This is a genomic window from Telluria sp. Soil_C_11 (genome assembly GCF_057657395.1).
This window is the reverse complement of sequence record NZ_JBDGIN010000006.1, coordinates 248,384-273,061: the sequence shown is the minus strand read 5'-3', so window position 1 is coordinate 273,061 and position 24,678 is coordinate 248,384. Positions and strand designations below refer to the sequence as shown.

Genomic DNA, 24,678 nt, shown 5'->3' with positions numbered 1-24,678 from the left:
TATAGGACATAATCGGTCCTATGTATCATCCGACCACACGCGTCCTCGCCTTGCTGGAACTGCTGCAGACCCATGGCCGCATGAGCGGGGCCGAGCTGGCGCCGCGCCTCGGCGTGGACCGCCGCACCCTGCGCCGCTATGTCGGCAAGCTGGAAGACATCGGCATTCCCATCGTGGCCGAGCGCGGACGCGCGGGCGGCTATGCCCTGATGCCCGGCTTCAAGCTGCCGCCGATGATGTTCACGGAGGACGAGACGCTGGCGCTGTCGCTCGGCCTGCTCGCCGCGCGCGGGCTCGGACTGGCCGAGGCGGCGCCCGCGGTGGCCAGTGCGCAGGCCAAGCTGGAGCGCGTCATGCCGGACGGGCTGAAGCGGCGCGTGCGCGCCGTCGATGAGACGGTGAAGCTGGACGCGGCGCCCGCGCCGGCCAGCAAGCGCGCCGACAACCGCGCGCTGGTGGCGCTGACCGGCGCGGCCCAGGCTTGCCGGCGGGTCGTGCTGCATTACCAGAACCAGAACGGCGACGCTTCGGTGCGCCGTTTCGATCCCTTCGGCGTGGCGTTCCGCCATGGGCGCTGGTACGCGGTCGGCATGTGCCACCTGCGGCAGGAGCTGCGCACGTTCCGGCTGGACCGCATCGCCGGGGTGGAGCCGCTGGCGGAACCGTTCGACCGGCCGGCAGGCTTCGATCCGATGGCCCATCTGGTACAGGCCATCGCGACCCTGCCGCGCGCCTTCACGATCGAAGTGCTGCTGAAGACCGACCTGGCGTCGGCGCGGGCCCACCTGTTCGCCGAGGCCGGGGTGTTCGAGGAAAGCGCCGAGGGTGTCACGATCCACGCCCAGTCCGACGAGCTGGACTGGTTCGCGCGGCAGCTGGCCGGCATGCCCTTCGATTTCGAGATCCGCCATCCGCCCGAGCTGCACGCGGCGGTGGCGGACTGCGTGCGGCGCCTGCTGCGCTGCAGTCCGGCGGCCGGCTAGGGCTTGCGCGGCAGGCAGCCGCGGCCATCTGTCACCGGCTCGAGGTGCGCGCGCGCGCCGCCGATCTCGATGTCCGCCAGCACCGGGGGCACGGCGCGCAGCTTGCCGGCCGCCAGATCGGCGCGCAAGGCCTGGCAGTCGACCTGCGGCAGGTTCACGCGGGCAATCGCCGACCATTGTCCCTGGCCGTCTTCGGCGAACACGACGCCATCCGGCACCGTTGCGGCGTTGTCGTCGCGGCTGCTGACCAGCACTTCCGGCTTGCCATCACCGTTCACGTCCAGCAACAAGGCATCGCAGTGCTTGCCTGGCTCACGCAGGCATTCCGGGTAAAGGTAGAGGTTGTCCTTGAGCGCCCAATCGGTGCGCAGGAAGGAATCGGGCAGCCGCGCACCTGGCTGGCGCAGCATCAGGTTCGAGTTCAGGTCGACCCTCTGCGCAGTCAGCGCGGTGCGGTCCCAGGAGCTTTTCATCTTGCGCACGATGCCGATCTGGCGCCGCACCAGTGCCGCATCCACTCCCTTGGGTTCTCGCTCGAGGCGATCCAGCGCGGCGCGTCCATAGCGTTCGCCGTCGAAGCGCAGGAAGGCGAAATCGAAGCGGTCGGCCTTGACCTTGCCGGACTCCAGCCGCGCAAGCTGGCTGGCGACCGAGATCCGGGCCGGGTCGAGCAGGGGCGAGAACAGCAGCAGGAGCACGCCGAGGACCACGAAGGCGGCGCCGATGTTGACCGCCGCCAGCGAGGGCAGCCAGCCCGGGCGCAGGGCGGCGCGCAGATAGCCGGCCGCATAGCAGGCCGCGACCACGATGCAGGCCGCCGCGCTGACGCGGTCGCCGGTCCAGCCGTAGTCGCGCACGCGCAGGGCCAGAGCGTACGCGGCAAGCGCGACCAGGGGCGCCAGCAGCAGGGCGGCGGCGCGCGCGGCCCAGCGCACGATGCGCGCGACCGAGGCGCCGTCCTCGCCGTTCTGCCAGGCCGCGTTGACCAGCACCACCAGGCCGGCGGCGGCGACCAGCAGCACCGCGGCCGCGCGCTTCGTGTTCCAGAGAGGTTCCAGGCCGGTGAACGGCAGGGCCAGCAGGAAACCGCCGACCAGCAGCACGATGATGGGCAGCAGCCAGGACAACAGCACCAGCAGCAGGCCGCGGATGCCGCGCACGATGGCCGGGCGCACATCGGTCAGGTGCATCGCGCAGGAAAAGGCGAAGGCGGTCACGGGAATCGCGAACCACTCCTTGCGCAGCAGCTCGGACAGGAATTTCAGCTTGACCAGGTCGAACAGGTTCGCGCCGAGGACCAGCACCAGCCAGCTCACGCCGGTGAACAGGGCGCTGAAGGCCAGCTGCACGCCGAGCTTCCAGGCGATGTCGAAATAGCTCGTGTAACCGGCGATCCGGCGGCCGTCGCGCACCGCGGCCAGCACCAGGGTGTGGGCGATGAAGCAACCGGCCATGGCGAACAGCACCAGTGGCGACGAGGGGTAGAGGGAGCGGTACAGTCCGGCCGCGGAGGCATGACGGACATTCGGTTCGCCGTGCGGTGGCAGCGGCAGGTCGCCGCCGCGCCAGGCATCGTGGCAACCGAGGCCGACCAGCACCAGCAGGGCGACGCCGCCCCACAGCAGCAACTGGCGCCGGGACAGGTGGCCCAGGCCGGAAATCAGGATCACCGGCACCAGCAGGCCGGCCAGCATCAGCGGCACCAGCAGCATGGGCACCGTCGCCGGCCATGCCAGGTCCTGGCCGGCACGGTAGAGCAGGTAGAGGAGCAGGCCTTGCAGCAAGCCCAGCAGGATTCGCCAGGCGCCGATGCGGGGCGACGTCAGCGCTGGCAGGGAAGGGTATTCGGACGAATCGAGCGCTTGCATGGAAAGCCTCCGGATGGCGATCCGGAGAGCTTATCATTCATGCAAGCTCGTGCAACAAATTTCAGGCGACGATCGTTTCCAGCGCAAACAGCTCGGCCGGCGTTTCGCGGCGGCGGATCAGGTGCACCTTGTCGCCGTCGACCAGCACCTCGGCCGCGCGCCCGCGGGTGTTGTAGTTCGAGGCCATGGTGAAACCGTAGGCGCCCGAGGCCATCATGGCCAGCACGTCGCCCGGTTCGACCGCCAGCTCGCGGTCGCGCGCCAGCCAGTCGCCCGATTCGCAGACCGGGCCCACCAGGTCGTAGGTGACCGTGGCGCCGTCGCGCGGCGCCACCGGCTTCACGTCCATCCATGCCTGGTACAGGGCCGGGCGCGCCATGTCGTTCATGGCGGCGTCGATCACGCAGAAATTCTTCTCTTCGCCCGGCTTCAGGAATTCGACCGACATCAGCAGCACGCCGGTGTTGCCGACGATCGAGCGGCCCGGTTCGAAGATGACCTTGATCGGCTTGCCCTCGTACTTCTTGGCGCGCCAGGCGTCCACGCGCGCGAACACGCGGCTGACGTAGTCGCCGATCGCCACCGGGGCGTTGTCGCCGGTGCCGTAGTCGATGCCCAGGCCGCCGCCCACGTCGAGGTGGTGCAGGTGGATGCCTTCGGCGGCGAGGGTGTCGATCAGCTCGATCAGTTTATCGAGGGCTTCGAGCAGCGGCGCGTCGTCCAGCAGCTGCGAGCCGATGTGGCAGTCGATGCCGACCACTTCCAGGTGCGGCAGCGAGGCGGCGGTGCGGTAGGTGTCCAGGGCGTCCGAGAAGGCCACGCCGAACTTGCTGGCCTTCAGGCCGGTGGCGATGTAGGGGTGGGTCTTCGGGTCGACGTTCGGGTTCACGCGCAGCGACACCGGCGCGCGCTTGCCGAGGCGGCCGGCGACTTCGTTGATGCGGTGCAGCTCCGGGATCGACTCGACGTTGAAGCACAGGATGCCCTTGCCGAGGGCCAGTTCGATCTCGGCCACGGTCTTGCCCACGCCCGAGAAGATCACCTTGCCGGGGTCGCCGCCGGCGGCGATCACGCGCAGCAGTTCGCCGCCCGAGACGATGTCGAAGCCCGCGCCTTCGCGCGCCAGGATGTCGAGGATGGCCAGGTTCGAATTCGCCTTCATCGCGTAGCAGACCAGGGCGTCACGTCCCTGGGCGGGCTTTGCGTAGCCCCGGAAGTTCTGCAGCAGCTGGGCCTTCGAATAGACGTAGGTCGGGGTGCCGAATTGCCGGGCGATGTCGGACAGGGGAACGCTTTCGGCGTGCAGGACGCCGTCTTGGTACGAGAATTGCGACATGATTACTGTTGGGTGGCGGGAGGAGATTGGGGAGCTTGCGTGGTGGTGCCGTTCGATCCCGCGACCGGCGGCGTCACGCCCGCGGCGGGCGCCGGCGGGCTGACCGTCGTTGCCGGAGCAGCCGGAGCCGCGGGAGCGGCCGGCGTGGTCGCAGCGGCGCGGGCCGGCGGCTTGGGCATGTAGAGCGGGCCGGGCTGGCCACAGGCGGACAGCAGGGCCAGCATGGCGGCAGCAAGAGCCGGGAGCGCAAATGGGGACTTCACGATTAGAATCACGGTTTGATTAGCAGACCTTGGAGTGTAGCATGACCGAAACCGAATTTTTGGACCTGGCCGAAGCCACCCTGAACGAGATCGAACAGGCCTTCGACCGCCTGTTCGAGCAGGACGTGGTCGACGTCGAATGCAAGCGCAGCGGCAACGTGCTGGAAATCGAATTCGTCGACAACGGTTCGAAAATCATCGTCAACAGCCAGGCCCCGCTGCAGGAGATGTGGGTGGCGGCCCGCGCCGGCGGCTTCCACTACAAGCGCGTGGGCGACGAGTGGCGCAATACGCGCGACGACAGCGAGCTGTTCGCCTCGCTGTCGGACTACGCCACCCAGCAGGGCGGGGCGCCGGTCAAGCTGCGCTGATCACACCCAGCAGGGCTTCCATGTCCACCGGCTTGACGAAATGGTGGTCGAAGCCCGCCGCGGCGGTCCTGGCCCGGTCCGCCTCCTGCCCGTAGCCCGTGATGGCGATCAGGGTCGCCGACGCCATCCGCGGCAGCTGCCGCAGGCGCCGCGCCAGTTCGTTGCCATCCATGTCCGGCAAGCCGATGTCGAGCAGGCAGGCATCGGGCGGCTCCCCGCCCGCGCATTCCAGCGCCGCGCGGGCGCTCTGCACGACCGTGACCCGGTAGCCCGCCGCCTCCAGGTACAGGCCGAGCATCTGGCCGGCGTCGTCGTTGTCGTCGACCACCAGCAGGTGCAGCCCGTGCGCGTCCGCCGCCGCCGCCGCCGCATGCGGCGTGGCCGTGGCGCCATCGCCGGGCGCCGCCACGCGCGGCAGGGTGAGCGTGAAGCGGCTGCCTTTGCCGATCCCCGCGCTGTAGGCGGAGACCTGGCCGCCGTGCAGGAGCACCAGGTTCTTCACCAGCGCCAGGCCGATGCCGAGGCCGCCCTGCGAACGGTCGGAAGAACGCTCGGCCTGCGCGAACATGTCGAATACCTGCTCGATCATCTGCGGCGCCATGCCGATGCCGTTGTCGCTGACGGTATAGCGCACGCTGCCGTCGTCGGCGTGCAGCGCCACCACGATGTCCCCGCCCTCGGGCGTGTATTTCGCGGCGTTGTTCAGGACATTCGCGACGATCTGCACCAGGCGCTTCTGGTCGCCATGCACGAAGGCGCCGTCGTGCGGCATCTGGATCGTCACGCGGTGCCGGCGGGCGTCGACCAGCGGGCGCACCTGCTCGACGGCGCTGGTGACGATCTGGCGTGCATCCAGCAGGGTTTCGTCGAGCGTGACCAGGCCGCGCGACACGCGCGACAGGTCGAGCAGGTCGTCGATCAGCCCCGTCATGTGCGTGACCTGGCGCGCAATGATCTCGCTGGTCTGGCGGATCCTGTCGCGGTCCAGGGACGGCAGGCGCAGCAGGTCGGAGGCGGCGCGGATCGGCGCCAGCGGATTGCGCAGCTCATGCCCCAGCATGGCCAGGAATTCGTCCTTGCGCTGGTCGACTTCGCGCATCGCGTACTGCCGGCGCCGGGCGCGCAGGGCCGACTGGACCGCGCTGACCAGGGTCACGCCGTGGACCGGCCGCTCCAGCAGCGAGACGTTGCCCAGCTCCAGGTAGCGGTGCTGCAGCCCGGCGGAGACGGCCTCGCGCCGGCTCATGATCAGCACCGGCAGGTCGGACCAGCCCTGCTGGTGGTCGAGGACGTGCTTCAGGATGCGCTGGAATTCCGGCGTGATCGCCTCGTCGCCGACCAGCAGCGCCCCGGCGCCGCGCGCCAGTTCCCCGGCCAGTTCGCCCGGCTGGGCGCAGATGCAGCAGTCGATGCCGGCGCGTCCGAACAGCTCGGCGATCAGCCTGGCGTCCTTTCCTACCGGTGCATGGATCAGGATGCGGTGTTCCAGCTCTGCGTTCGGCATCACGCTGCGGACGCTCCGTGGGGCGCCGGCAGGATCATCGGCACGCCGGTCAGGATTCCCTGGAAATTGCTGAGCACCGGGCCGACGGTGATGCCGCGCCGCGTGATGTCGAAATACCGGAGGGTCGTCTCGTGGGCGCTGCCGCGCTTCTTGAACACGGAAACCGCCTTCTGGACCGCGCCCTGCGCCTCGAAATAACGCAGGATCAGGACGTTGTCCGCCAGGTAGCTGACGTCCATCCCGGTCGACATGGTGTTGCCCACGATGCCCTGCTGGACGCCGACCAGGAAGGTCACCACGCCGCGCTGGCCCAGGTAGGTCAGGATCTCGTGCAGGTGGGTGGCCAGGAAGCCGGCTTCGGGCATGGCGTTCATGTAGCCGTTCAGGCTGTCGATGACGATCACGCGCGCGCCCTGGTCGGCCGCGCCGCATACGGCATGGCTGAATTCGCCGGGCGACATCTCGGCCGGATCGATCTGGTGCACGCTCAGGAGGCCGGATTCGTAGGGCGTGTGCAGGTCGAGGCCGATGCCTTCGCTGCGGTTCAGCAGCGTATTGAAGGATTCCTCGAACAGGAACAGGGCGGCGCGCTGGCCGCGCTCCGTCATCGCCTTCACGAACTGCACCGCGACGCTGGACTTACCGGTGCCCGGCGGACCCGAGATCAGAGTGCTGGAGCCTTCCTCGATGCCGCCGCCCAGCAGCATGTCGAGCGCGGGCAGGCCGCTGCCGACCTGCGCACGCCGGCTCAGTTCGCGCGTTTCGGCGGCGACGATGCGCGGATAGACGACCAGGCCGCCGGTGACGATCGCGTAGTCGTGCGGGCCGCGGCGGAACGCGATCCCGCGGTATTTCAGGATCCGCACCAGGCGTCGTTCGGCGCCGTATTCGGAATCCGTGTGCTGCAGCGAGATCACGCAATGGGCCACGCTGCGCACCTGCTGGTCGCCGCGCAGCGAGGTCTTGTCGTCGAGCAGCAGGGCGGTGCAGGAACGTTTCGCGAAATACTGCTTGAGAGCCAGCACGTGGCGCCGGTAGCGCAGCGGGCTGCCGGACAGCAGCTGCAGTTCGGACAGCGAATCGAGCACCACCCTGGTCGGATTGAGTTCCTCGACCAGCTTGAGGATCATGTTGTTGGTCTCGCCCAGTTCGACCTCGGACGGATGCAGCACCGTGTACTGCTCGCCCGGATCGAGCAGGCTTTCGTCGGGGATCACTTCCTGCACCGTGACGCCGTCCAGCGACATGCCATGCGCCTGCGCCACCGCACGCAGCTCGACTTCGGTCTCGGCCAGGGTGATGTACAGCACGGTCTCGCCGCGCGCCGCGCCTTCGGCCAGGAATTGCAGCGCCAGCGTGGTCTTGCCGGCGCCGGGATCGCCTTCGACCAGGTACAGCCTGTCCCTGGTCAGGCCTCCGCCGAGCACATTGTCGAGACCGGGGATGCCGGTCGAGATGAAGGCCGTGCTGGAGGTGTTCTGTGTACTCATGGATACTTTCGTTCAAATGGCAATCGTGCCGCTGGAAAGGCCATGATTACATAATTTCGTCAAAAAACGTTTCCCGGTGCGTCGGAATCAGAACAGCTCGTTCCTGACGGCATCGCGCGTCTTCTGCTGGTCGGCCGGGGGCGCCACCCCGACGTCGAGCGACTGCACTCCGGTGCCCGGCGGGTTCTCCATGTAGTAGTACTCGTCGCCGTACTGCACCAGGCCGGCCGGCACCGGCCGCTCGGCGACCGGCACGTCCTTCAGCGCCTTCTGCATGAAGCCGATCCAGATCGGCAGCGCCAGGCCGCCGCCGGTTTCCTTGTTGCCCAGGTTGCGCGGCTGGTCGTAGCCCATCCAGGCGATGCCAACCAGGTGCGGCTGGTAGCCGGCGAACCAGGCGTCGATCGAGTCGTTGGTGGTGCCGGTCTTGCCGGCCAGGTCGGGGCGCTTCAGCACCTGCTGGGCCTTGGCGGCGGTGCCGTAGCGCGCGACGTCGCGCAGCATGCTGTCCATCAGCCAGGCATTGCGCTCGTCGATCACGCGGTTGGCGTCGACGCCGGCGCGCTCCGGCCGCGCTTCCGACAGCACCTTGCCGTCGGCGTCGGTCACCTTCGAGATCAGGTAGGGCATGACGCGGTAGCCGCCGTTCGCGAACACGGAATAGGCGCCGGCCATCTGCAGCGGGGTGGTCGCGCCCGCGCCCAGCGCCAGCGTCAGGTAGGGCGGGTTCTTGTCCGCGTCGAAGCCGAAGCGGGTCGCGTATTCCTGGCCGTAGCGCGCGCCGATCCTGTTCAGGATGCGGATCGAGACCATGTTCTTCGACTTCATCAGGCCGCGCCGCATCGTCATCGGGCCTTCGTACTTGCCGTCGTAGTTCTTCGGCTCCCAGGCCTGGCCGCCGGTCGAGCCGGCGTCGAAGGAAATCGGGGCGTCGTTGATCAGGGTCGCCGGCGAGAAGCCGCGTTCCAGCGAGGCCGAATAGATGAAGGGCTTGAACGAGGAACCCGGCTGGCGCCAGGCCTGGGTCACGTGGTTGAACTTGCTGCGGTTGAAGTCGAAGCCGCCGATCAGCGCGTGGATCGCGCCGTCGTCCGGGCTCACCGCCACGAAGGCCGATTCCACTTCCGGCATCTGGGTGATGCTCCAGGTCGAGCCGCCGTCCTGGGTCACGCGGATCACCGCGCCGCGGCGGATGCGGCGGGTCTCGGCCGCCTTCGGCGACAGCCAGCTCTGGGCGAACGACAGGCCGGCGCCGGTCATTTTGATTTCCTCACCGGAGGCCAGCACCGCCGTCACCTGCGACGGCGAAGCCTGCAGCACGATCGCGGCGACGATGTCGTCCGAATCCGGATGCTCGGCCAGTTCGGCCTCGATGGCTTCGTCGGCTTCGCTCTTGGCCTGCGGGATCTCGATGTATTTTTCCGGGCCGCGGTAGGTGTGGCGGCGTTCGTAGTCCATCACGCCGCGGCGCAGCGCCAGGTAGGCGGCGTCCTGCTCGGCCTTGGTGATGGTGGTGAACACGTTCAGGCCGCGCGTGTAGGTGTCTTCCTTGAACTGTTCGTAGACCAGCTGGCGCGCCATCTCGGCCACGTACTCGGCGTGCACGCCGAAGGCCGTGCTGTCGGTCTTGATCTTCAGTTCCTCGTTCTTCGCCTGCTCGAACTGCGCGTCGGTGATGTAGCCGAGTTGGTGCATGCGCAGCAGGATGTACTGCTGGCGCAGGCGCGCGCGCTTCGGATTGACGACCGGGTTGTAGGCCGACGGCGCTTTCGGCAGGCCGGCCAGCATCGCCGCCTCGGCCACGCTGATGTCGCGCAGGTCCTTGCCGAAGTAGATCTGGGCCGCCGACGAGAAGCCGAACGCGCGCTGGCCCAGGTAGATCTGGTTCATGTAGACCTCGAGGATCTGGTCCTTGCTGAGGTTCTTCTCGATCTTCCAGGCCAGCAGCGCTTCGTAGGCCTTGCGCTTCAGGGTCTGTTCCGAGGACAGGAAGAAGTTGCGCGCGACCTGCTGGGTGATGGTCGAGGCGCCCTGGCGCGCGCCGCCGGTGGCGTTGTGCAGCGCGGCGCGCAGGATGCCCCAGTAGTCGACGCCGCCGTGTTCGTAGAAGCGGTCGTCCTCGATCGCCAGCACGGCCTTCTTCATCACGTCCGGGATGTCCTTGAAGTGCACCAGAGTGCGGCGCTCCTCGCCGAATTCGCCGATCAGGACGTTATCGGCGGTGAAAATCCTTAATGGCATCTTCGGCCGGTAGTCGGTCAGGGTGTCGAGGGCCGGCAGGTTGGGGTAGGCCATGGCCAGCGCGAACACGACCACCAGCACCCCGCATACGGCCAGGCCGAACAGCGTGGCGAGCAGGGTCAGGAGGATGCGTTTCGGACTGTGCTTGTTGGGCGGGGAAGACGGCGGGGTCGGCGCCCCGTTCGAAGATGCTTTCATGCGCATGAATGGTTCGCTGTGTTGATCTGATTCATTATAAGGCAGGGCCGCTGCGGGGGCACGCATGGTCAAGCCGATAACAGCTGTGTAAACGGTGACAATCTTGATCCATACGACTGGAGAACCAAGTGTCGTATTCATGCTTCGGCTCAATATGTTCCCGTGTAGAAATATCTTGTCTGTAGTCATCCTTATTGCTACGATTTAACGCAGTGCCTTGAGCATCTACATAAATAAGGCGCATTAACTCGCTGGTTTTTCTAAACAAAACATCCCGCCCGGGCGTTCAATAAGTCGTTCTTGCAAGAACGCGCTGCAGCAAAGAGGGAGCAACGCTCGTGATCAGTCTAGGTTCCTTGTTCGGACAGTCCAACCCGCCCTTGATCGGAATCGACATCAGTACGTCCGGCGTGCGCCTGGTGGAGCTGGCCGATGCCGGCAAAGGCGAGCTGCGGCTGGAACGCTATGCGTCCGAGCCGCTGGCGCGCGGCACCGTGGTCGACGGTAATATCGAAAACATCGAAGCGGTGTCGGAAGCGGTGCTCCGGGTCTGGAAAAAGAGCGGCACCCGGATCAGGCACGTCGCGCTCGGCATGCCGCCGGCCGCCGTCATCACCAAGAAAATAATCCTGCCCGCGGGCCTGGCCGAAGACCAGCTCGAAGTGCAGGTGGAGTCCGAGGCCAGCCAGTACATTCCGTTCGCACTGGACGAGGTGAGCCTGGACTTCGACGTCATCGGCCCGGCGCCCAACTCGCCGGAAGACATGGAAGTGATGCTGGCGGCGGCCCGCCGCGAGAAGGTCGAGGACCGGGTCGCGATCGCCGAGGCGGCCGGCCTCACCGCCACCGTGCTGGACGTCGAGTCGTATGCGGCGCGTGCCGCGGCGCAGCGCGTGATCGGAGAACTGAGCGGAGAACCGGGCAGCGAACCGGGCGGCGCGCAGGACGGTCGCATCGTGGCCCTGTTCCAGATCGGCGCCCAGGCCACCCACATCTCGGTGATGCAGAACGGCGAGACCATCTACGAACGCGAACAGCCCTTCGGCGGGATCCAGTTAACGCAAGATATCGTGCGCGCCTACGGCCTCTCGTTCGAGGAAGCGGAAGCGCGCAAGAAGGCCGGCGACCTGCCGGACAACTATGGCGCCGACCTGCTCGCGCCCTTCCTGGAAAACGCTGCGCTGGAAGTCACGCGCGCGATCCAGTTCTTCTTCACTTCGACGCCGTACACCCGCATCGACCAGATCTACCTGGCCGGCGGCTGCGCGCTGGTGCCGGGCCTGCTCGACGTGATCGCCGGCCGCACCAGGATTTCGAGCGCGGTGATTTCGCCGTTCAAGGGCATGCAACTGGGGCCGTCGGTGCGCGAACAGCAGCTGCGCAACGAAGCGCCGGCCTACCTGGTCGCCTGCGGCCTGGCACTGCGGAGGTTTGGCTGATGATCCGGATTAACCTGCTTCCCCACCGGGAAGCGAAACGCAAGCAGAAGCAGGCCGCGTTCGCGGTGCTGCTGGCCCTGGGCGGCCTGCTCGGCGCGGCCCTGGTGCTGATGGTGGGCGGCTACAACGCCAGCCGCATCGCCACCCAGAACCAGCGCAACCAGGTGCTCAAGAATGCCAACGCCGAACTCGACGTCAAGATCAAGAAGATCGCCAACCTGAAGGCCGAGATCGAGGGCCTGAAGGCGCGCCAGCAGGCGGTCGAAGACCTGCAGGGCGACCGCAACCAGCCGGTCTACCTGCTCGACGAACTGGTGCGCCAGACGCCGGAAGGGGTCTACCTGAAGAGCTTCAAGCAGGACGGCCAGAAGGTGCTGCTGTCCGGCGTGGCCCAGTCGCAGGAACGGGTCGCCGAGCTGCTGCGCAACCTGTCGGGCAATTCGCCGTGGCTGGAGCGCCCGGACCTGGTCGAGGTGCACGCCGCCACCCTGGCCCAGAGCAAGAGCGGACGCAAGGTCGTCGAATTCACGCTGAACGTGTTCATCAAGCGCGCGCGTGAAAAAGAGGAAAACGCCAAAGACGGCGCCAAAGACGGCGCCAGGCCGGGACCAAAAAAATGAACATCGATCTGAAACAGCTGGGCGCCGACATCGCGTCCCAGTTCGAAGGCCTGCAGGGCCGCCATCCCGGCCTGTGGCCGCTGGCGCCGCGCCTGCTGTGCGCGGCCGGCGTGATGGCGGCCGTGCTCGGCCTCGGCTACTTCTTCTACTGGAGCGGCCAGTTCGAGGAACAGCAGGCGCTGGCCGCGCAGGAGCAGACCCTGCGCAACGACTACAAGGCGAAGATGGCGCAGGCGATCAACCTGGAGGCGCTGGAAGCCCAGCAGCAGCAGGTCAACCGCTACGTCGAGCGCCTCGAGAAGCAGCTGCCCAGCAAGGCCGAGATGGCGGCCCTGCTGTCGGACATCAACCAGGCGGGCCTCGGCCGCGGCCTGCAGTTCGAGCTGTTCAAGCCGGGCCAGGTGGTGGTCAAGGATTACTACGCCGAGCTGCCGATCGACATCAAGGTCACCGGCAGCTACCACGACATCGGCGAATTCGCCGCCGACATGGCGAAGATGCCGCGCATCGTCACCCTGAACAACCTGTCGCTCAACACCGGCAAGGATGGCGTGCTGTCGCTCGACGCGGTCGCCAAGACCTTCCGCTACCTCGACCAGGACGAGCTGGACAAGCAGTCGCAGGCACGCAAGAAAAAGAACAAGGAAAAGAAGGGGGCCAAGGCATGATCAAGCAAGCCAGCGCCTTCGTGGCCGCGGCCCTGCTGCTGGCCGGCTGCGGCGACAGCGACGTCAAGGAAATCCATGACTGGATGGCCCAGGTCAGGCAGCAGACCCGCCCGGCGGTCAAGCCGCTGGCCGAGCCGAAGGACTTCATTCCCTTTGCCTACGGCGACCGGCAGGCGGTCGATCCGTTCAGCCCGAACAAGCTGCTGAGCGAGCTGGCCAAGGCGGCCGAGACCGCGCACGATCCGAACAAGCCCGACCTGCAGCGTCCGCGCGAGGTGCTGGAGGGCTATCCGCTCGACACCATGAAGATGGTGGGCACGATGCAGAAGGGCAGCGTGACCTATGCGCTGCTGCAGATCGACCGCGCGGTCTACCAGGTCCGCGCCGGCCAGCGCATCGGCCAGAATTTCGGCATCGTCACCCGCGTGAGCGACGACGCCATCAATATCCGTGAAGTGGTGCAGGACGCTGCCGGCGAGTGGGTCGAGCGCATGGCGAAGCTGGAGCTGCAAAACAAGGAGAACCGGAAATGACCCGACTTGGAAACATCGCCCTTGGCCTGTGGATGGCGTTCGGCGCCAGCAGCGCTTTCGCGCAGAACGCGATCGAATCGATCAGCGCCAACCAGCAAGGCAATAACGTCGTCATCAACGTGGCGATGAAGGATGCGCCCACCAAGCTGCCGATCGGCTTTTCGATCACGAATCCGGCGCGCATCGCGCTCGACTTCGGCGCCACCGTGAACGCCACCGGCAAGAGCGCCCAGGACATCAACCTCGGCGACGTGCGCGGCGTGAACGTGGTGCAGGCCGGCGAGCGCACCCGCCTGGTGCTGAACCTGAAACGCACGCTGAACTATGCCGCCGCGATCGACGGCAAGTCGGTGATCCTGACCGTGGAAGGCTCGGGCGGCGCGGCGCAGGCGGTGAACGCCGCCGGCCTGCCGGCGCATGCCGCGGCCCCGGCCGCCGGCCCGCAGAACCTGCGCGACCTTGATTTCCGCCGCGGCAGCAACGGCGAAGGCCGCATCGTGGTCGACCTGCCGAACAGCCAGGTGCCGGTCGACGTGCGCCAGAACGGCAACCAGATCCAGGTCGACTTCCTCAGGACCGGCCTGCCGCCCTCGCTGCGGCGGCGCCTGGACGTGACCGATTTCGGCACCCCGGTAACCAAGATCACCACCGTGCCGCAAGGCGAGAACGTGCGCATGACGATCGACGCCCACGGCATCTGGGAACAGAGCGTGTACCAGAGCGACACCCAGCTGGTCATCGACGTCAAGCCGCTCAAGGAAAACCCGAACCGCCTGGCCCAGGGCGCGCAGGGCTACCGCGGCGAAAAGATCTCGTTCAACTTCCAGAACGTCGAAGTACGCGCCGCCCTGCAGGCGGTGGCCGACATCTCGGGCCTGAACATCATCGCCAGCGATTCCGTCAGCGGCAGCCTGACCCTGCAGCTGAAGCAGGTGCCGTGGGACCAGGCGCTCGACGTGATCATGCAGGCCAAGGGCCTGGACATGCGCAAGAACGGCAACGTGCTGTGGATCGCGCCGAAGGAAGAACTGCTGACCAAGGAAAAGCTGGAGCTCGAGCAGAAGGCGCAGATTTCCGACCTCGAGCCGCTGCGTTCCGAGATCTTCCAGCTGAACTACCAGAAGGCCGACGCCTTCCGCACCGTGTTCGGCCTCGACCAGGGCGGCGGCGAAGGCAAGAACCGCATGCTGTCCAAGCGCGGCAGCGCCACCATCGACCCGCGCACCAACCAGGTGTTCGTGACCGACATCCCGTCCAGGCTGGAAGACGTGCGCAAGCTGATCCAGAAAGTCGACATCCCGACCAAGCAGGTGCTGGTCGAGGCGCGCCTGGTCGAGGCCAACGACGGCTTCTCGCGCAACCTCGGCGCCAAGCTGGGCTTCGCCGACATGCGCACCATCCGCGGCGGCGATTCCGGCTACCAGATCAGCGGCAACCAGCGCGTGGCGGTGGGCGGCAACCTGAACGGCATCGGCCAGACCACCGGCCAGCTCGCGCTGACCCAGGATTCCTACAACAATACCCAGCTGGTCAACCTGCCGGCCGCGCCGATCAACGGCGTGAACGCCCCGACCATCGCCTTCTCGCTGTTCTCGTCGGCCGCGAACCGCTTCCTGAACCTGGAACTGTCGGCGCTGGAAGCGGACGGCAAGGGCAAGATCATCTCGAGCCCGCGCGTGGTCACCGAAGACAACGTGGCGGCCGTGATCGAGCAGGGCGTCGAGCTGCCCTACCAGCAGGCCACCAGCAGCGGCGCGACCGCGGTCACCTTCAAGAAGGCCAACCTGCGCCTGGAAGTCACGCCCCAGGTCACGCCGGACGGCAACGTGGTGCTGGACGTCGACGTGGCCAAGGATTCGAAAGGCGAGGCCACCGCGACCGGCTTCGCCATCAACACCCAGCACGTGAAGACCAAGGTGATGGTCGAGAACGGCGGCACGGTGGTGCTGGGCGGTATCTACCAGCAGAGCGAGACCAACAACGACTCGAAGGTGCCGCTGTTCGGCGACCTGCCGGTGGTCGGCCACCTGTTCAAGAGCACCGCGCGTTCGACCTCGAAGACCGAGCTGCTGGTGTTCATCACCCCGAAGATCGTGACCGACCGCGTCCAGAACGCGGCGCCCTGAGCCACCCGGCACAACCGATGACAAGAAGAAGGCAGAGATGAGCGATACCCACTTCAAGCGCCGCGGCGCGCCCGTGGCCGCCGCGCTCCTGATGGCGCTGGTGCTGGCCGCATGCGGCGGCGGCGGCGGCAGCCCGGGCACCACCGGCGGCGGCAGCGGCAGCACCGGCAGCAGCGGCGGTACCGGCGGCACCGGCACCGGCACCGGCGGCACCACCGTCACCGCGACCCCGACCGTGACCCTGGCCTTCGTCAACGCCAGCGGCGCCACCACCAACTCGCTCACCGGCGCGACCCCGCTGACGGTCAAGGCGACCGTGCTGGACAAGGACAAGAAACCGGTGCCGAACGCGATCGTCAGCTTCGGCACCGACAACACGCTGGCGGTATTCTCGCCCTCGGCCGGCACGGCGCTGACCGACGTCAACGGCGTCGCCAGCGTCACCATGCGCGTGGCCAGCCTGGCCGCCGGCGGCGCCGCCAAGGTCACCGCCACCAGCACCGTGGCCGGCAGCACCATCACCGGCGAATCGAACTATGCGGTCGGCGCCACCACCCTGAACTTCGGCGCCCTGAGCGCCTCGCCGAACAGCATCCAGGCTTACGGCTCGGCCGTGCTGTCGGTCGATGTGCTGGCCGGCTCGTCCAAGTACACCGACCAGCAGGTCAACGTCAGCTTCAGCTCGGCCTGCGTGGCCGCCGGCAAGGCCACCCTGGCCGCCACCGTCGCCACCAACAACGGCACCGCGCAGACGGTCTACCGCGACAAGGGCTGCGCCAACAACGACGTGATCACGGTGTCCGCCGACGGCGTCGCCAAGTCGGCCACCACCCAGCTGCAGATCGCCGCGCCGGCCGCCGCCTCGGTGCAGTTCGTGCAGGCTTCGCCGTCCGACAAGTCGATCGTGATCCGCGGCCAGGGCGGCAATGGCCGCACCGAGACCGCGACCCTGACCTTCAAGGTGGTCGACATCTTCGGCAATCCGCTGGCCGGCAAGCAGGTGAATTTCAGCGCCAGCACCAGCGCCGTCACGGTCAACAAGCTCAGCGACACCACCGATGCCACCGGCAGCGTGGTCACCACCGTCAACTCGGGCGACACCCCGACCTCGTTCCGCGTCCAGGCGACCCTGCCGGGCACCGCCAGCGGCGGCAATCCGGACATCTCGACCTATTCCGACTCGATCGTCGTGACCACCGGCCTGCCGGTGCAGCGCGCGTTCTCGCTCAGCTCGGGCGCGTTCAACGTGGAAGGCTGGGGCGTCGACGACCCGAGCGCGACCACCGTGCAGGTGATGCTGGCCGATGCCTTCGGCAACCCGGTCCCGGACGGCACGCCGGTCGTGTTCCAGACCAATATGGGCGCCATCGGTTCGTCCGACAAAGGCGGCTGCAATACCGTCAACGGCCTGTGCTCGGTGCTGTTCCGCACGCAGAATCCGCGCACCGCGACCCCGGGCCTGCCGGCCACGCCGTGCAATACCGGCGCCGGTTCCAGCCCGGACAGCACGCGCCCCGGCCTGGCCACCGTCTGCGCCAGCTCGACCGACGGCACCAACACCGTGTTCGCCAAGACCGCCATCTTCTTCAGCGGCAGCGGGGCCGTGAACACCACCAGGAACGGCGTGCTGGTGTCCTTCACCACCCCGAACGACCTGGGGCAGATCGGCTCCAGCGCGACCGAGGTGTTCCAGCTGCAGATCAACGACGTCAACAACAACCCGATGCCGGTGGGGACCAAGGTCGAGCTGACCAGCGTCCTGAACGCCAACGCCGCCGCCGTCGTGCCGGCGACCGTGCCGAACATCGCACCGCATGGCACCAGCGGCGACGACAATACCGGCAATGCGGTCAACGGCCCGCAGGGTTCGACCCACACGTTCAGCATCTCCAGCACGTCCCCGACCGAGTGCAAGGGCCCGGCGCAGGCATCCTTCAACGTGACGATCACCACGCCAAAGGGGACGGTGACCAATATTCCGTTTAAACTGTTGTTCACCTGCCCGTAAATCGGCGAATTGACCATGCGGCGGCCAGGTTTTCCTGGCCGTTTGCATTTTGAGCGATCGACATAGTGCCTCACTGCAAGAACAACAACATCTTCCTGGTCGGCCTGATGGGTGCCGGCAAGACCACCATCGGACGCATGCTGGCGCGCCGCCTGGGCATGAACTTCGCCGATTCCGATCACGAGATCGAAGCGCGCACCGGCGCCTCGGTGCCATGGATCTTCGAGATCGAAGGCGAGGCCAGCTTCCGCCGGCGCGAGGCCGACATGATCCGCGAGCTGACCGCCGGCAGCGGCCTGGTGCTGGCCACCGGCGGCGGCGCCGTCCTGAATGCGGAAAGCCGGCGCCTGCTGGCCGAGCGCGGCACCGTGATCTACCTGCGCGCCAGCGTCAACAGCATCCTGGCGCGCACCTCGCACGACAAGAACCGCCCGCTGCTGCAGACGGCCGATCCGCGCAAGAAACTGGAAGACCTGACCGCGCAGCGCGAGCCCCTGTACCGCGAGATCGCCGACATCGTCATCGATACCGGCCGGCCTAACGTACAATCGATGGTTCAGACAATCCTGGACCAGCTGGCCGCGATCGATGCCGCGCGCCAGCGGACCAAAGTACGCACAACCATGAACGAACAGCCTTGCACCACCCTTCACGTCGACCTGGGCGAACGCAGTTATCCGATCCTGATCGGACGCGGTCTACTGGATAACGGCGCGCTGCTGACCCGCCACATCGCTGCCGGCGGCGGCAAGATCGCGATCGTCACCAACACCACCATCGCGCCGCTCTACCTGGAAAAAGTCGCGGCTCCGCTGCGCGCCGACGGACGCGAGGTCGTCACCATCGTGCTGCCGGACGGCGAAGAACACAAGAACTGGCACAGCCTGAACCTGGTGTTCGACGCCCTGCTGGAACATAAATGCGACCGCAAGACCACCCTGGTGGCGCTGGGCGGCGGCGTGATCGGCGACCTGACCGGCTATGCGGCCGCCAGCTACATGCGCGGCGTGCCCTTCGTGCAGATCCCGACCACCCTGCTGTCCCAGGTCGATTCCTCGGTGGGCGGCAAGACCGGCATCAACCACCCGCTCGGCAAGAACATGATCGGCGCCTTCTACCAGCCGCGCGCCGTGATCGCCGACACCGCGACGCTGGACACCCTGCCGGACCGCGAGCTGTCGGCCGGCCTGGCCGAGGTAATCAAGCATGGCGCGATCCTCGACTTGCCCTTCTTCGACTGGATCGAGCAGAACATCGGCAAGCTGGTGGCGCGCGACCACGCCGCGCTGGCGCACGCGATCCTGCGCTCCTGCGAGATCAAGGCCGACGTGGTGCGGCGCGACGAGCGCGAAGGCGGCCTGCGCGCGGTGCTGAACTTCGGCCACACCTTCGGCCACGCGATCGAGAACGGCCTGGGCTACGGCGAATGGCTGCACGGCGAAGCGGTCGGCTGCGGCATGGTGATGGCGGCCGACCTGTCGCATCGCCTGGGCCTGATCAAAGCCGACGACGCCCTGCGCGTGCGCCGGCTGGTGAAGGCGGCCGGGCTGCCGGTGGTCGCTCCGGACCTCGGCGCCGAGCGCTGGATCGAGCTGATGGAAGTCGACAAGAAGAACGAGGGCGGGGCGATCAAGTTCATCCTGCTCAAACCGCTGGGCAGCCCGAGCATCACCGGGGCGCCGCGTGAAGCGCTGCTGGCGACCTTGGAGGCCTGTACGCGATGATCGATTTCGACGCCCACCTGGCACCTTATGCGGCGCACTCGTCGAAGTCCCGTGGGCGTCGCCATCCCGAGGCCGCGGCCGGCTCGCGCAGCGAGTTCCAGCGCGACCGCGACCGCATCATCCACTCGACCGCCTTCCGCCGGCTCGAATACAAGACCCAGGTCTTCCTGAACCACGAGGGCGACCTGTTCCGCACCCGGCTGACGCACTCGATCGAAGTCGCCCAGATCGCGCGCACGCTGGCGCGCAGCCTGCGCCTGAACGAAGACCTGGTCGAAGCCACCGCGCTGGCGCACGACCTCGGCCACACGCCCTTCGGCCACGTCGGCCAGGACGTGCTGAACGAATGCATGAAGGACTACGGCGGCTTCGAGCACAACCTGCAGAGCCTGCGCGTGGTCGACCATCTCGAAGAGCACTACGGCGCCTTCGACGGGCTGAACCTGACGTTTGAAACGCGCGAAGGCATCCTGAAGCACTGCTCGCTGACCAACGCGCGCCAGCTCGGGGAGCTCGGCCAGCGCTTCATCGACAAGGCCCAGCCCAGCCTCGAGGCCCAGCTGACCAACCTGGCCGACGAGATCGCGTACAACAACCACGACATCGACGACGGCCTGCGCTCCGGCCTCCTGACCATGAAGCAGATGGAAGAAGTCGAGCTGTTCGCGCGCCTGCATCGCCAGGTGGTGCAGCAGTATCCGGGCCTGCCGGGCCGGCGCGAGCTGTACGAGACGATTCGCCTGATGATCACGGCGATGACGGCCGACCTGGTCGAGGAATCGTGCAGGCTGCTGAAGGAGGCGGACCCGAAGAGCATCGACGAAGTGCGCGCCAGCCCGCCGCTGATCCGCTTCTCGCCGAAGATGCGCGAGGAAACCACGGCGCTGAAGCGCTTCCTGTACGCCAACCTGTACCGCCACTACAAGGTCAACCGCATGCGCGTGAAAGCCAGCCGCATCGTGCGCGAACTGTTCGAGGCCTTCATGACGGACCCGGTGCTGCTGCCGTTCGATTACCAGGTGACGTCGGGCGACACCATGAAGCAGGCGCGGAAGATCGCCGACTATATCGCGGGGATGACGGACCGCTACGCGATCCGCGAGCACAAGCGCATCTTCTCGCTCGATGAACTTTAATCAAACCGGGGTCAGACTCCGATTTTTGGCAATATCCCCAGGATAATTGCCAAAATCGGGAGTCTGACCCCGGTTTGTTTTATCTCAAGCGAAGAGGGAGGGTTGGCCCAGCTGCCCCAGCAGCTTCTTGATGGGCGACGGCAGCGCCGCTTCGTCGATGCGCGCCAGGTCCCACCACACGTAGCCCTCCGCCGCCTCGGCGCGCGATGCCAGCGCGATCCGGTAGGGGTGGATGTGCAGCTTGTAGTGTGTGAACACATGCTGCAGCGGCAGCAGCGCTTCGGTTTCCTCGACGGTGCCGAAACGCTCGGCCGCTTCGGCCACCGCGCCGATGTCCAGTTCTTCGGCGTCCTCGTCCAGCGGCACGTGCCCGTCGGCCTCGGGCAGCGACAGCAGGCCGCCCCAGATCCCCGTGCCCGGGCGCTGCTCGAGCAGCACCTGGCCGCGGTCGATCACGACCAGCATCTGCGCGCGCTTTTCCGGCGTCGCTTTTTTCGGTTTGCGCACCGGCAGCTCCGCCGTGCGCCCGGTGGCGTGGGCCACGCAGCGGTCCCGCAGCGGGCAGCGGCCGCAGTCGGGCTTCGAGCGCGTGCACAGGGTGGCGCCCAGGTCCATCAGGCCCTGCGTATAGGACTCGATGCCTTCTTCGAGCGGCAGCAGGGCGTCGGCGCGGCGCCACAGCGCGTCCTCGACCGGTTTCAGGCCGGGATACTGGTCGATGCCGAACACCCGCGCGAACACGCGCTTGACGTTCCCGTCCAGGATCGCGGCGCGCGTCCCGCTGGAAAACGCGGAGATGGCGGCCGCGGTCGAACGGCCGATGCCGGGCAGGTCGGCCAGCAGCGCCGGATCGGAAGGGAAGGCGCCGCCGTACTCCGCCACCACGCGCCGGGCGCAGGCGTGCAGGTTGCGCGCCCGCGTGTAATAGCCGAGGCCCGCCCAATACGTCATCACGTCTTCCACCGGCGCTTCGGCCAGTGCAGTCACGGTCGGGAAGCGTTCCAGGAAGCGCGCGTAATAGCCGAGTACAGCCGCCACCTGGGTCTGCTGCAGCATGATCTCGGACAGCCAGATCCGGTACGCGTCGCGCGTGTTCTGCCAGGGCAGGGCGTGGCGGCCGTGCTGGCGCTGCCAGTCGATCACGGCGCGCGAGAAGCCCGGGTCGGCCAGTTCGCTGGCATCAAATTCAGTCAATCTCTTCATGCAACTTCCAATGCTTGCGATGCCTTCGGTGCCTCATCCAGCTCCGCATCGAGCACCCGCGTCACCGCGCCGGCCAGGGTCGCCAGCCGGGTCTTGACCTGCTCGAGGTCGTGCTGGGCCGATTCGAAGGCGGCGATCTTCTGCTCCAGGCTTTCGGTGGCGTCGTGGATGCGCTGGATCGAGGACTGGCGGTGCCGCAGCTGTTCGCGGTGCTGGCGGATCTGCGCTTCCAGCGGCGCCATGATCACCTTCAGCCAGGCCTCGACGTCGGCGTTGGCGGCGCGGAAGGTGTGCTTCACGCGCGCCGCGATCGTGTCGACGAAGCGCTCCAGCAAGGCGCCGCGGCTGGTGATCAGCAGGGTCGCGGTGCCGGACTGCTTCTGCCAGATCGCTTCGACCGCGTCGATCTCGCCACGGTAGCGCGACAAGGACAGCGGCATCGGCATGGCCAGCGCCAGGCCATGCTCGGCGGAGAACCTGCGGTACATGGTTTCCATCATCGCGCCGATCTCGCCGATCTTCGCGGTGGAAGCGTCGAGGTTGGCGCGTGCCGATTCGAAGAAGGCGCGCACCGGGGCGCGCATGCCGGTGGCGAAGCGCACGCCTTCCATCGCCGTGCGCACGGTTTCGACCTGTTCCTGCACCACGTCCATGCCGATGCTGCTGTACAGCTCCGTGGACAGGGTCGCGAACACGGCGCGCGTGCCCTGCAGCTTGAACAGGCTGGCGTCGAATTCCTTTTTCTCCATCTCGACGCGGCGCATCATGTGGGCGATCACGCCCTGGTTCTTGCCGCGCAGGCTTTGCAGCTCCTGCAGCTGCTCGACCAGGTCGCGGATGCGCGCGCCCAGCAGCGCCTGCTGGCCGGCCGTGATGGCCTCCATGTCTTCGCGCAGCTGGCGGCGCAGGATGTCCTGGCGCGCCGGGATCAGTTCGTTGAACAGGGCCGCCTCCAACGAGCCGATCCGGCTTTTCTCGAACAGCGCCATGTCGCCGTTCACGCGGCCCACCAGGCCCTTCTGGGCCGAGACCGGGAACACCTGCGATTCGTCGAGGCCGAGCAGCTGCGCCGCGCCGGCCTGCTGGCGCGCGATCGCGGCGTCGTTCTCGCTTTCCGTGCGCAGCTCGTCCCACAGGGCGTCGATCTTGTTGAGCACCACGATGCGGCCCGGCCCGGAACCGATGTGGGTGCGCCAGACTTCGATGTCGCTCTTCGTCACGCCCGTTTCGGCGGCCAGGATGAACAGCACCGCGTGCGCGTTCGGGATCAGGTTCAGGGTCAGCTCCGGCTCGGTGCCGATCGCGTTCAGGCCCGGGGTGTCGAGGATCACCAGGCCCTGCTTGAGCAGCGGATGCGGGAAGTTGATCAGCGCATGCCGCCACTGCGGGATCTCGACCAGGCCATCGTCGCCGACGGCGCCCTGCAGGTCCGGATCCTCCGGGTCGTACAGGCCGTAGCTGCGCGCTTCGTCGACGCCGGCGCGGCGCGTCAGGCTGACCTGGCGGAAGGTCTCGATCATGCGCTCGGGCGACGCCAGGTCGAGCGGCAGCACGGTCCAGGCGGCGGGATCTTCGCGGTAGTCGCTGGTGGCCAGGCGCCTGGCGCGGGTCTCGATCGGCAGCAGGCGGATGCAGGGCGGCAGCTGCGGATCCCAGGCCAGCTCGGTCGGGCACATGGTGGTGCGTCCCGGGCTGGACGGCACGATGCGCTGGCCGTAGTCGGCGAAGAAGATCGCGTTGATCAGCTCGGATTTACCGCGCGAGAACTCGGCCACGAAGGCCACCGACAGGCGGTCGTCGCGCACGCGGGCGAGGGCGCGCGCGAGGCGCTGTTCGGCGGCGCCGTCCAGCAGCTCCGCTGCCTGCACCCAGCCGCGGTATTGTTCCAGCGTCTCGGCGACGCTTGCGCGCCAGGCGCCGTATTGTTGAATATCTTGCATTGTTCCGCTGTCCCTCTCTGGCTTACTTCTGGCAGGTCGCGCAGTAGAACGTCGACCGCTGGCCCTGGACGATCTGGCGCACCGGCGCGCCACAGTTTCTGCACGGCACTCCCGCCCGATCATAGACGAAATATGTCTGCTGGAAATATCCAGATTGACCATTTACTGCAATAAAGTCACGCAAGGTACTACCACCCTGCACGATCGCAGCGGCAAGGATCTCGCGGATGGCCTCGGCCAGCCTGTCATAGCGGGCGCGGCTGATGCGCGAGGCCGCCGTCTTCGGGTTGATCCCGGCGCGGAACAGGCTTTCGCAGGCGTAGATATTGCCGACCCCGACCACGATGTCGCCCTGCAGCAGCACCTGCTTGATGGGTGCGTTGCGCCGTCTCGTCTCGCGGTGGAGCAGGGCGCCTGAAAAGCCGTCCTCGAGCGGCTCGACGCCGAGGCCGCGCAGCAGCACATGCCGGGCCAGGTCGCCATCGTCGTTGCCATGCCAGAGCACGGCGCCGAAGCGGCGCGGATCGTGCAGGCGCAGCACGCGCCGGCCTTCGGGCCCTCCGCTGACGACCAGGTCGAAGTGGTCATGTTTTTTGAGCTCGACGCCTTCCGGCAGCACCCGCAGGTGGCCGGACATGCCGAGGTGGACGATCAGGGTGCCGTGCTCGAAATGGATCAGCAAATACTTGCCGCGCCGGCTGGTCGACAGGATCCGGCGGCCGGCCAGCAGTTCGTTCAGGTGCGGCGGAAACGGCCAGCGCAGGCCCTCGCGCCGCAGCACGACCTGTTCGACGACACGGCCTTCCAGGTGCGGAGCGACGCCGCGCCGCGTGACTTCTACTTCCGGGAGTTCAGGCATGGATCAGCAGTGATGAGCAGAGAAGAACAGTGGAAAAGTATGTAAATTCGTGTTGCAACGGCGCACGCGCGGAAGGCGTTAAGCGTAGAATCGGTCAATCTTGTCAATGCGGGATCGACCTTGAAAAACACTTTCGCCATTGTAACTCTCTCGGCCTTGTTATCTGCA

The 24,678-nt window shown here is 67.1% G+C and carries 19 protein-coding genes; 10 read left to right on the top strand and 9 right to left on the bottom strand.

Annotated features, from left to right (window positions below; all coding sequences use genetic code 11):
• Positions 1-20 precede the first annotated feature (20 nt).
• Entirely contained in the window at positions 21-983 is a 963-nt protein-coding gene (locus AC3A6M_RS12960; protein ID WP_487853136.1) for a helix-turn-helix transcriptional regulator, read from the top strand.
• On the opposite strand, the gene AC3A6M_RS12955 is transcribed toward AC3A6M_RS12960, so the two are convergent.
• From AC3A6M_RS12955 to lptM, 3 genes are all read right to left on the bottom strand, one after another.
• The gene (locus AC3A6M_RS12955) at positions 980-2,851 is read right to left on the bottom strand and encodes an FG-GAP repeat domain-containing protein (RefSeq protein ID WP_487853135.1); all 1,872 of its coding nucleotides are present in this window, start codon (positions 2,849-2,851) and stop codon (positions 980-982) included. The two genes, AC3A6M_RS12960 and AC3A6M_RS12955, sit on opposite strands and share 4 nt — an antisense overlap.
• 61 nt (positions 2,852-2,912) lie before the next feature.
• Positions 2,913-4,187 (bottom strand): diaminopimelate decarboxylase, encoded by a 1,275-nt coding sequence (gene lysA, locus AC3A6M_RS12950; RefSeq protein WP_487853134.1) that lies wholly within the window; start codon positions 4,185-4,187, stop codon positions 2,913-2,915.
• Between the two features lie 2 nt (positions 4,188-4,189).
• A complete protein-coding gene (gene lptM / locus AC3A6M_RS12945; protein ID WP_487853133.1) occupies positions 4,190-4,450 on the bottom strand; it encodes an LPS translocon maturation chaperone LptM in 261 nt (86 codons plus the stop codon).
• 41 nt (positions 4,451-4,491) lie between these two features.
• Between lptM and cyaY the strand changes: the two genes are divergently transcribed.
• A complete protein-coding gene (gene cyaY, locus AC3A6M_RS12940) occupies positions 4,492-4,821 on the top strand; it encodes an iron donor protein CyaY (protein WP_047826087.1) in 330 nt (109 codons plus the stop codon).
• Here cyaY and AC3A6M_RS12935 read toward each other — a convergent pair.
• The 3 genes from AC3A6M_RS12935 to AC3A6M_RS12925 form a co-directional block, all read right to left on the bottom strand.
• Positions 4,808-6,325, bottom strand: a complete 1,518-nt coding sequence (locus tag AC3A6M_RS12935; protein WP_487853173.1) for a hybrid sensor histidine kinase/response regulator — start codon at positions 6,323-6,325, stop codon at positions 4,808-4,810. The genes cyaY and AC3A6M_RS12935 overlap by 14 nt on opposite strands.
• Positions 6,325-7,815: an ATPase domain-containing protein gene (locus AC3A6M_RS12930; RefSeq protein WP_487853132.1), complete on the bottom strand. Its 1,491-nt coding sequence runs from the start codon at positions 7,813-7,815 to the stop codon at positions 6,325-6,327. The genes AC3A6M_RS12935 and AC3A6M_RS12930 overlap by 1 nt, the downstream gene beginning before the upstream one ends.
• An 87-nt stretch (positions 7,816-7,902) precedes the next feature.
• Positions 7,903-10,254 carry a penicillin-binding protein 1A gene (locus tag AC3A6M_RS12925; protein WP_487853131.1) on the bottom strand — a complete coding sequence of 784 codons (2,352 nt, stop codon included), beginning with the start codon at positions 10,252-10,254 and terminating at the stop codon, positions 7,903-7,905.
• 338 nt (positions 10,255-10,592) lie between these two features.
• Between AC3A6M_RS12925 and AC3A6M_RS12920 the strand changes: the two genes are divergently transcribed.
• From AC3A6M_RS12920 to AC3A6M_RS12885, 8 genes are all read left to right on the top strand, one after another.
• Positions 10,593-11,693, top strand: a complete 1,101-nt coding sequence (locus AC3A6M_RS12920; protein WP_487853130.1) for a pilus assembly protein PilM — start codon at positions 10,593-10,595, stop codon at positions 11,691-11,693.
• Positions 11,693-12,313 (top strand): PilN domain-containing protein, encoded by a 621-nt coding sequence (locus AC3A6M_RS12915; protein ID WP_487853129.1) that lies wholly within the window; start codon positions 11,693-11,695, stop codon positions 12,311-12,313. Before AC3A6M_RS12920 ends, AC3A6M_RS12915 begins: the two co-directional genes overlap by 1 nt.
• Complete coding sequence (locus AC3A6M_RS12910) at positions 12,310-12,981, top strand: type IV pilus inner membrane component PilO (protein WP_487853128.1); 672 nt, start codon at positions 12,310-12,312, stop codon at positions 12,979-12,981. Before AC3A6M_RS12915 ends, AC3A6M_RS12910 begins: the two co-directional genes overlap by 4 nt.
• Positions 12,978-13,514, top strand: a complete 537-nt coding sequence (locus tag AC3A6M_RS12905; RefSeq protein ID WP_487853127.1) for a pilus assembly protein PilP — start codon at positions 12,978-12,980, stop codon at positions 13,512-13,514. Before AC3A6M_RS12910 ends, AC3A6M_RS12905 begins: the two co-directional genes overlap by 4 nt.
• On the top strand, positions 13,511-15,640 hold the full coding sequence (locus AC3A6M_RS12900; protein WP_487853126.1) for a type IV pilus secretin PilQ: 2,130 nt from the start codon (positions 13,511-13,513) through the stop codon (positions 15,638-15,640). Before AC3A6M_RS12905 ends, AC3A6M_RS12900 begins: the two co-directional genes overlap by 4 nt.
• 37 nt (positions 15,641-15,677) lie before the next feature.
• Positions 15,678-17,648: an Ig-like domain-containing protein gene (locus tag AC3A6M_RS12895; protein WP_487853125.1), complete on the top strand. Its 1,971-nt coding sequence runs from the start codon at positions 15,678-15,680 to the stop codon at positions 17,646-17,648.
• Between the two features lie 65 nt (positions 17,649-17,713).
• A complete protein-coding gene (gene aroKB, locus AC3A6M_RS12890) occupies positions 17,714-19,372 on the top strand; it encodes a bifunctional shikimate kinase/3-dehydroquinate synthase AroKB (RefSeq protein ID WP_487853124.1) in 1,659 nt (552 codons plus the stop codon).
• Positions 19,369-20,508: a deoxyguanosinetriphosphate triphosphohydrolase gene (locus tag AC3A6M_RS12885; RefSeq protein ID WP_487853123.1), complete on the top strand. Its 1,140-nt coding sequence runs from the start codon at positions 19,369-19,371 to the stop codon at positions 20,506-20,508. Before aroKB ends, AC3A6M_RS12885 begins: the two co-directional genes overlap by 4 nt.
• A gap of 84 nt (positions 20,509-20,592) precedes the next feature.
• On the opposite strand, the gene mutY is transcribed toward AC3A6M_RS12885, so the two are convergent.
• From mutY to mutM, 3 genes are read right to left on the bottom strand one after another with little or no spacing between them, the layout of a single operon-like run.
• Positions 20,593-21,711 carry an A/G-specific adenine glycosylase gene (gene mutY / locus AC3A6M_RS12880; RefSeq protein WP_487853122.1) on the bottom strand — a complete coding sequence of 373 codons (1,119 nt, stop codon included), beginning with the start codon at positions 21,709-21,711 and terminating at the stop codon, positions 20,593-20,595.
• Positions 21,708-23,651, bottom strand: a complete 1,944-nt coding sequence (locus tag AC3A6M_RS12875) for a dynamin family protein (protein ID WP_487853121.1) — start codon at positions 23,649-23,651, stop codon at positions 21,708-21,710. Before AC3A6M_RS12875 ends, mutY begins: the two co-directional genes overlap by 4 nt.
• Positions 23,652-23,673: 22 nt before the next feature.
• Positions 23,674-24,510 carry a bifunctional DNA-formamidopyrimidine glycosylase/DNA-(apurinic or apyrimidinic site) lyase gene (mutM, locus tag AC3A6M_RS12870; protein ID WP_487853120.1) on the bottom strand — a complete coding sequence of 279 codons (837 nt, stop codon included), beginning with the start codon at positions 24,508-24,510 and terminating at the stop codon, positions 23,674-23,676.
• Positions 24,511-24,678: the final 168 nt, after the last annotated feature.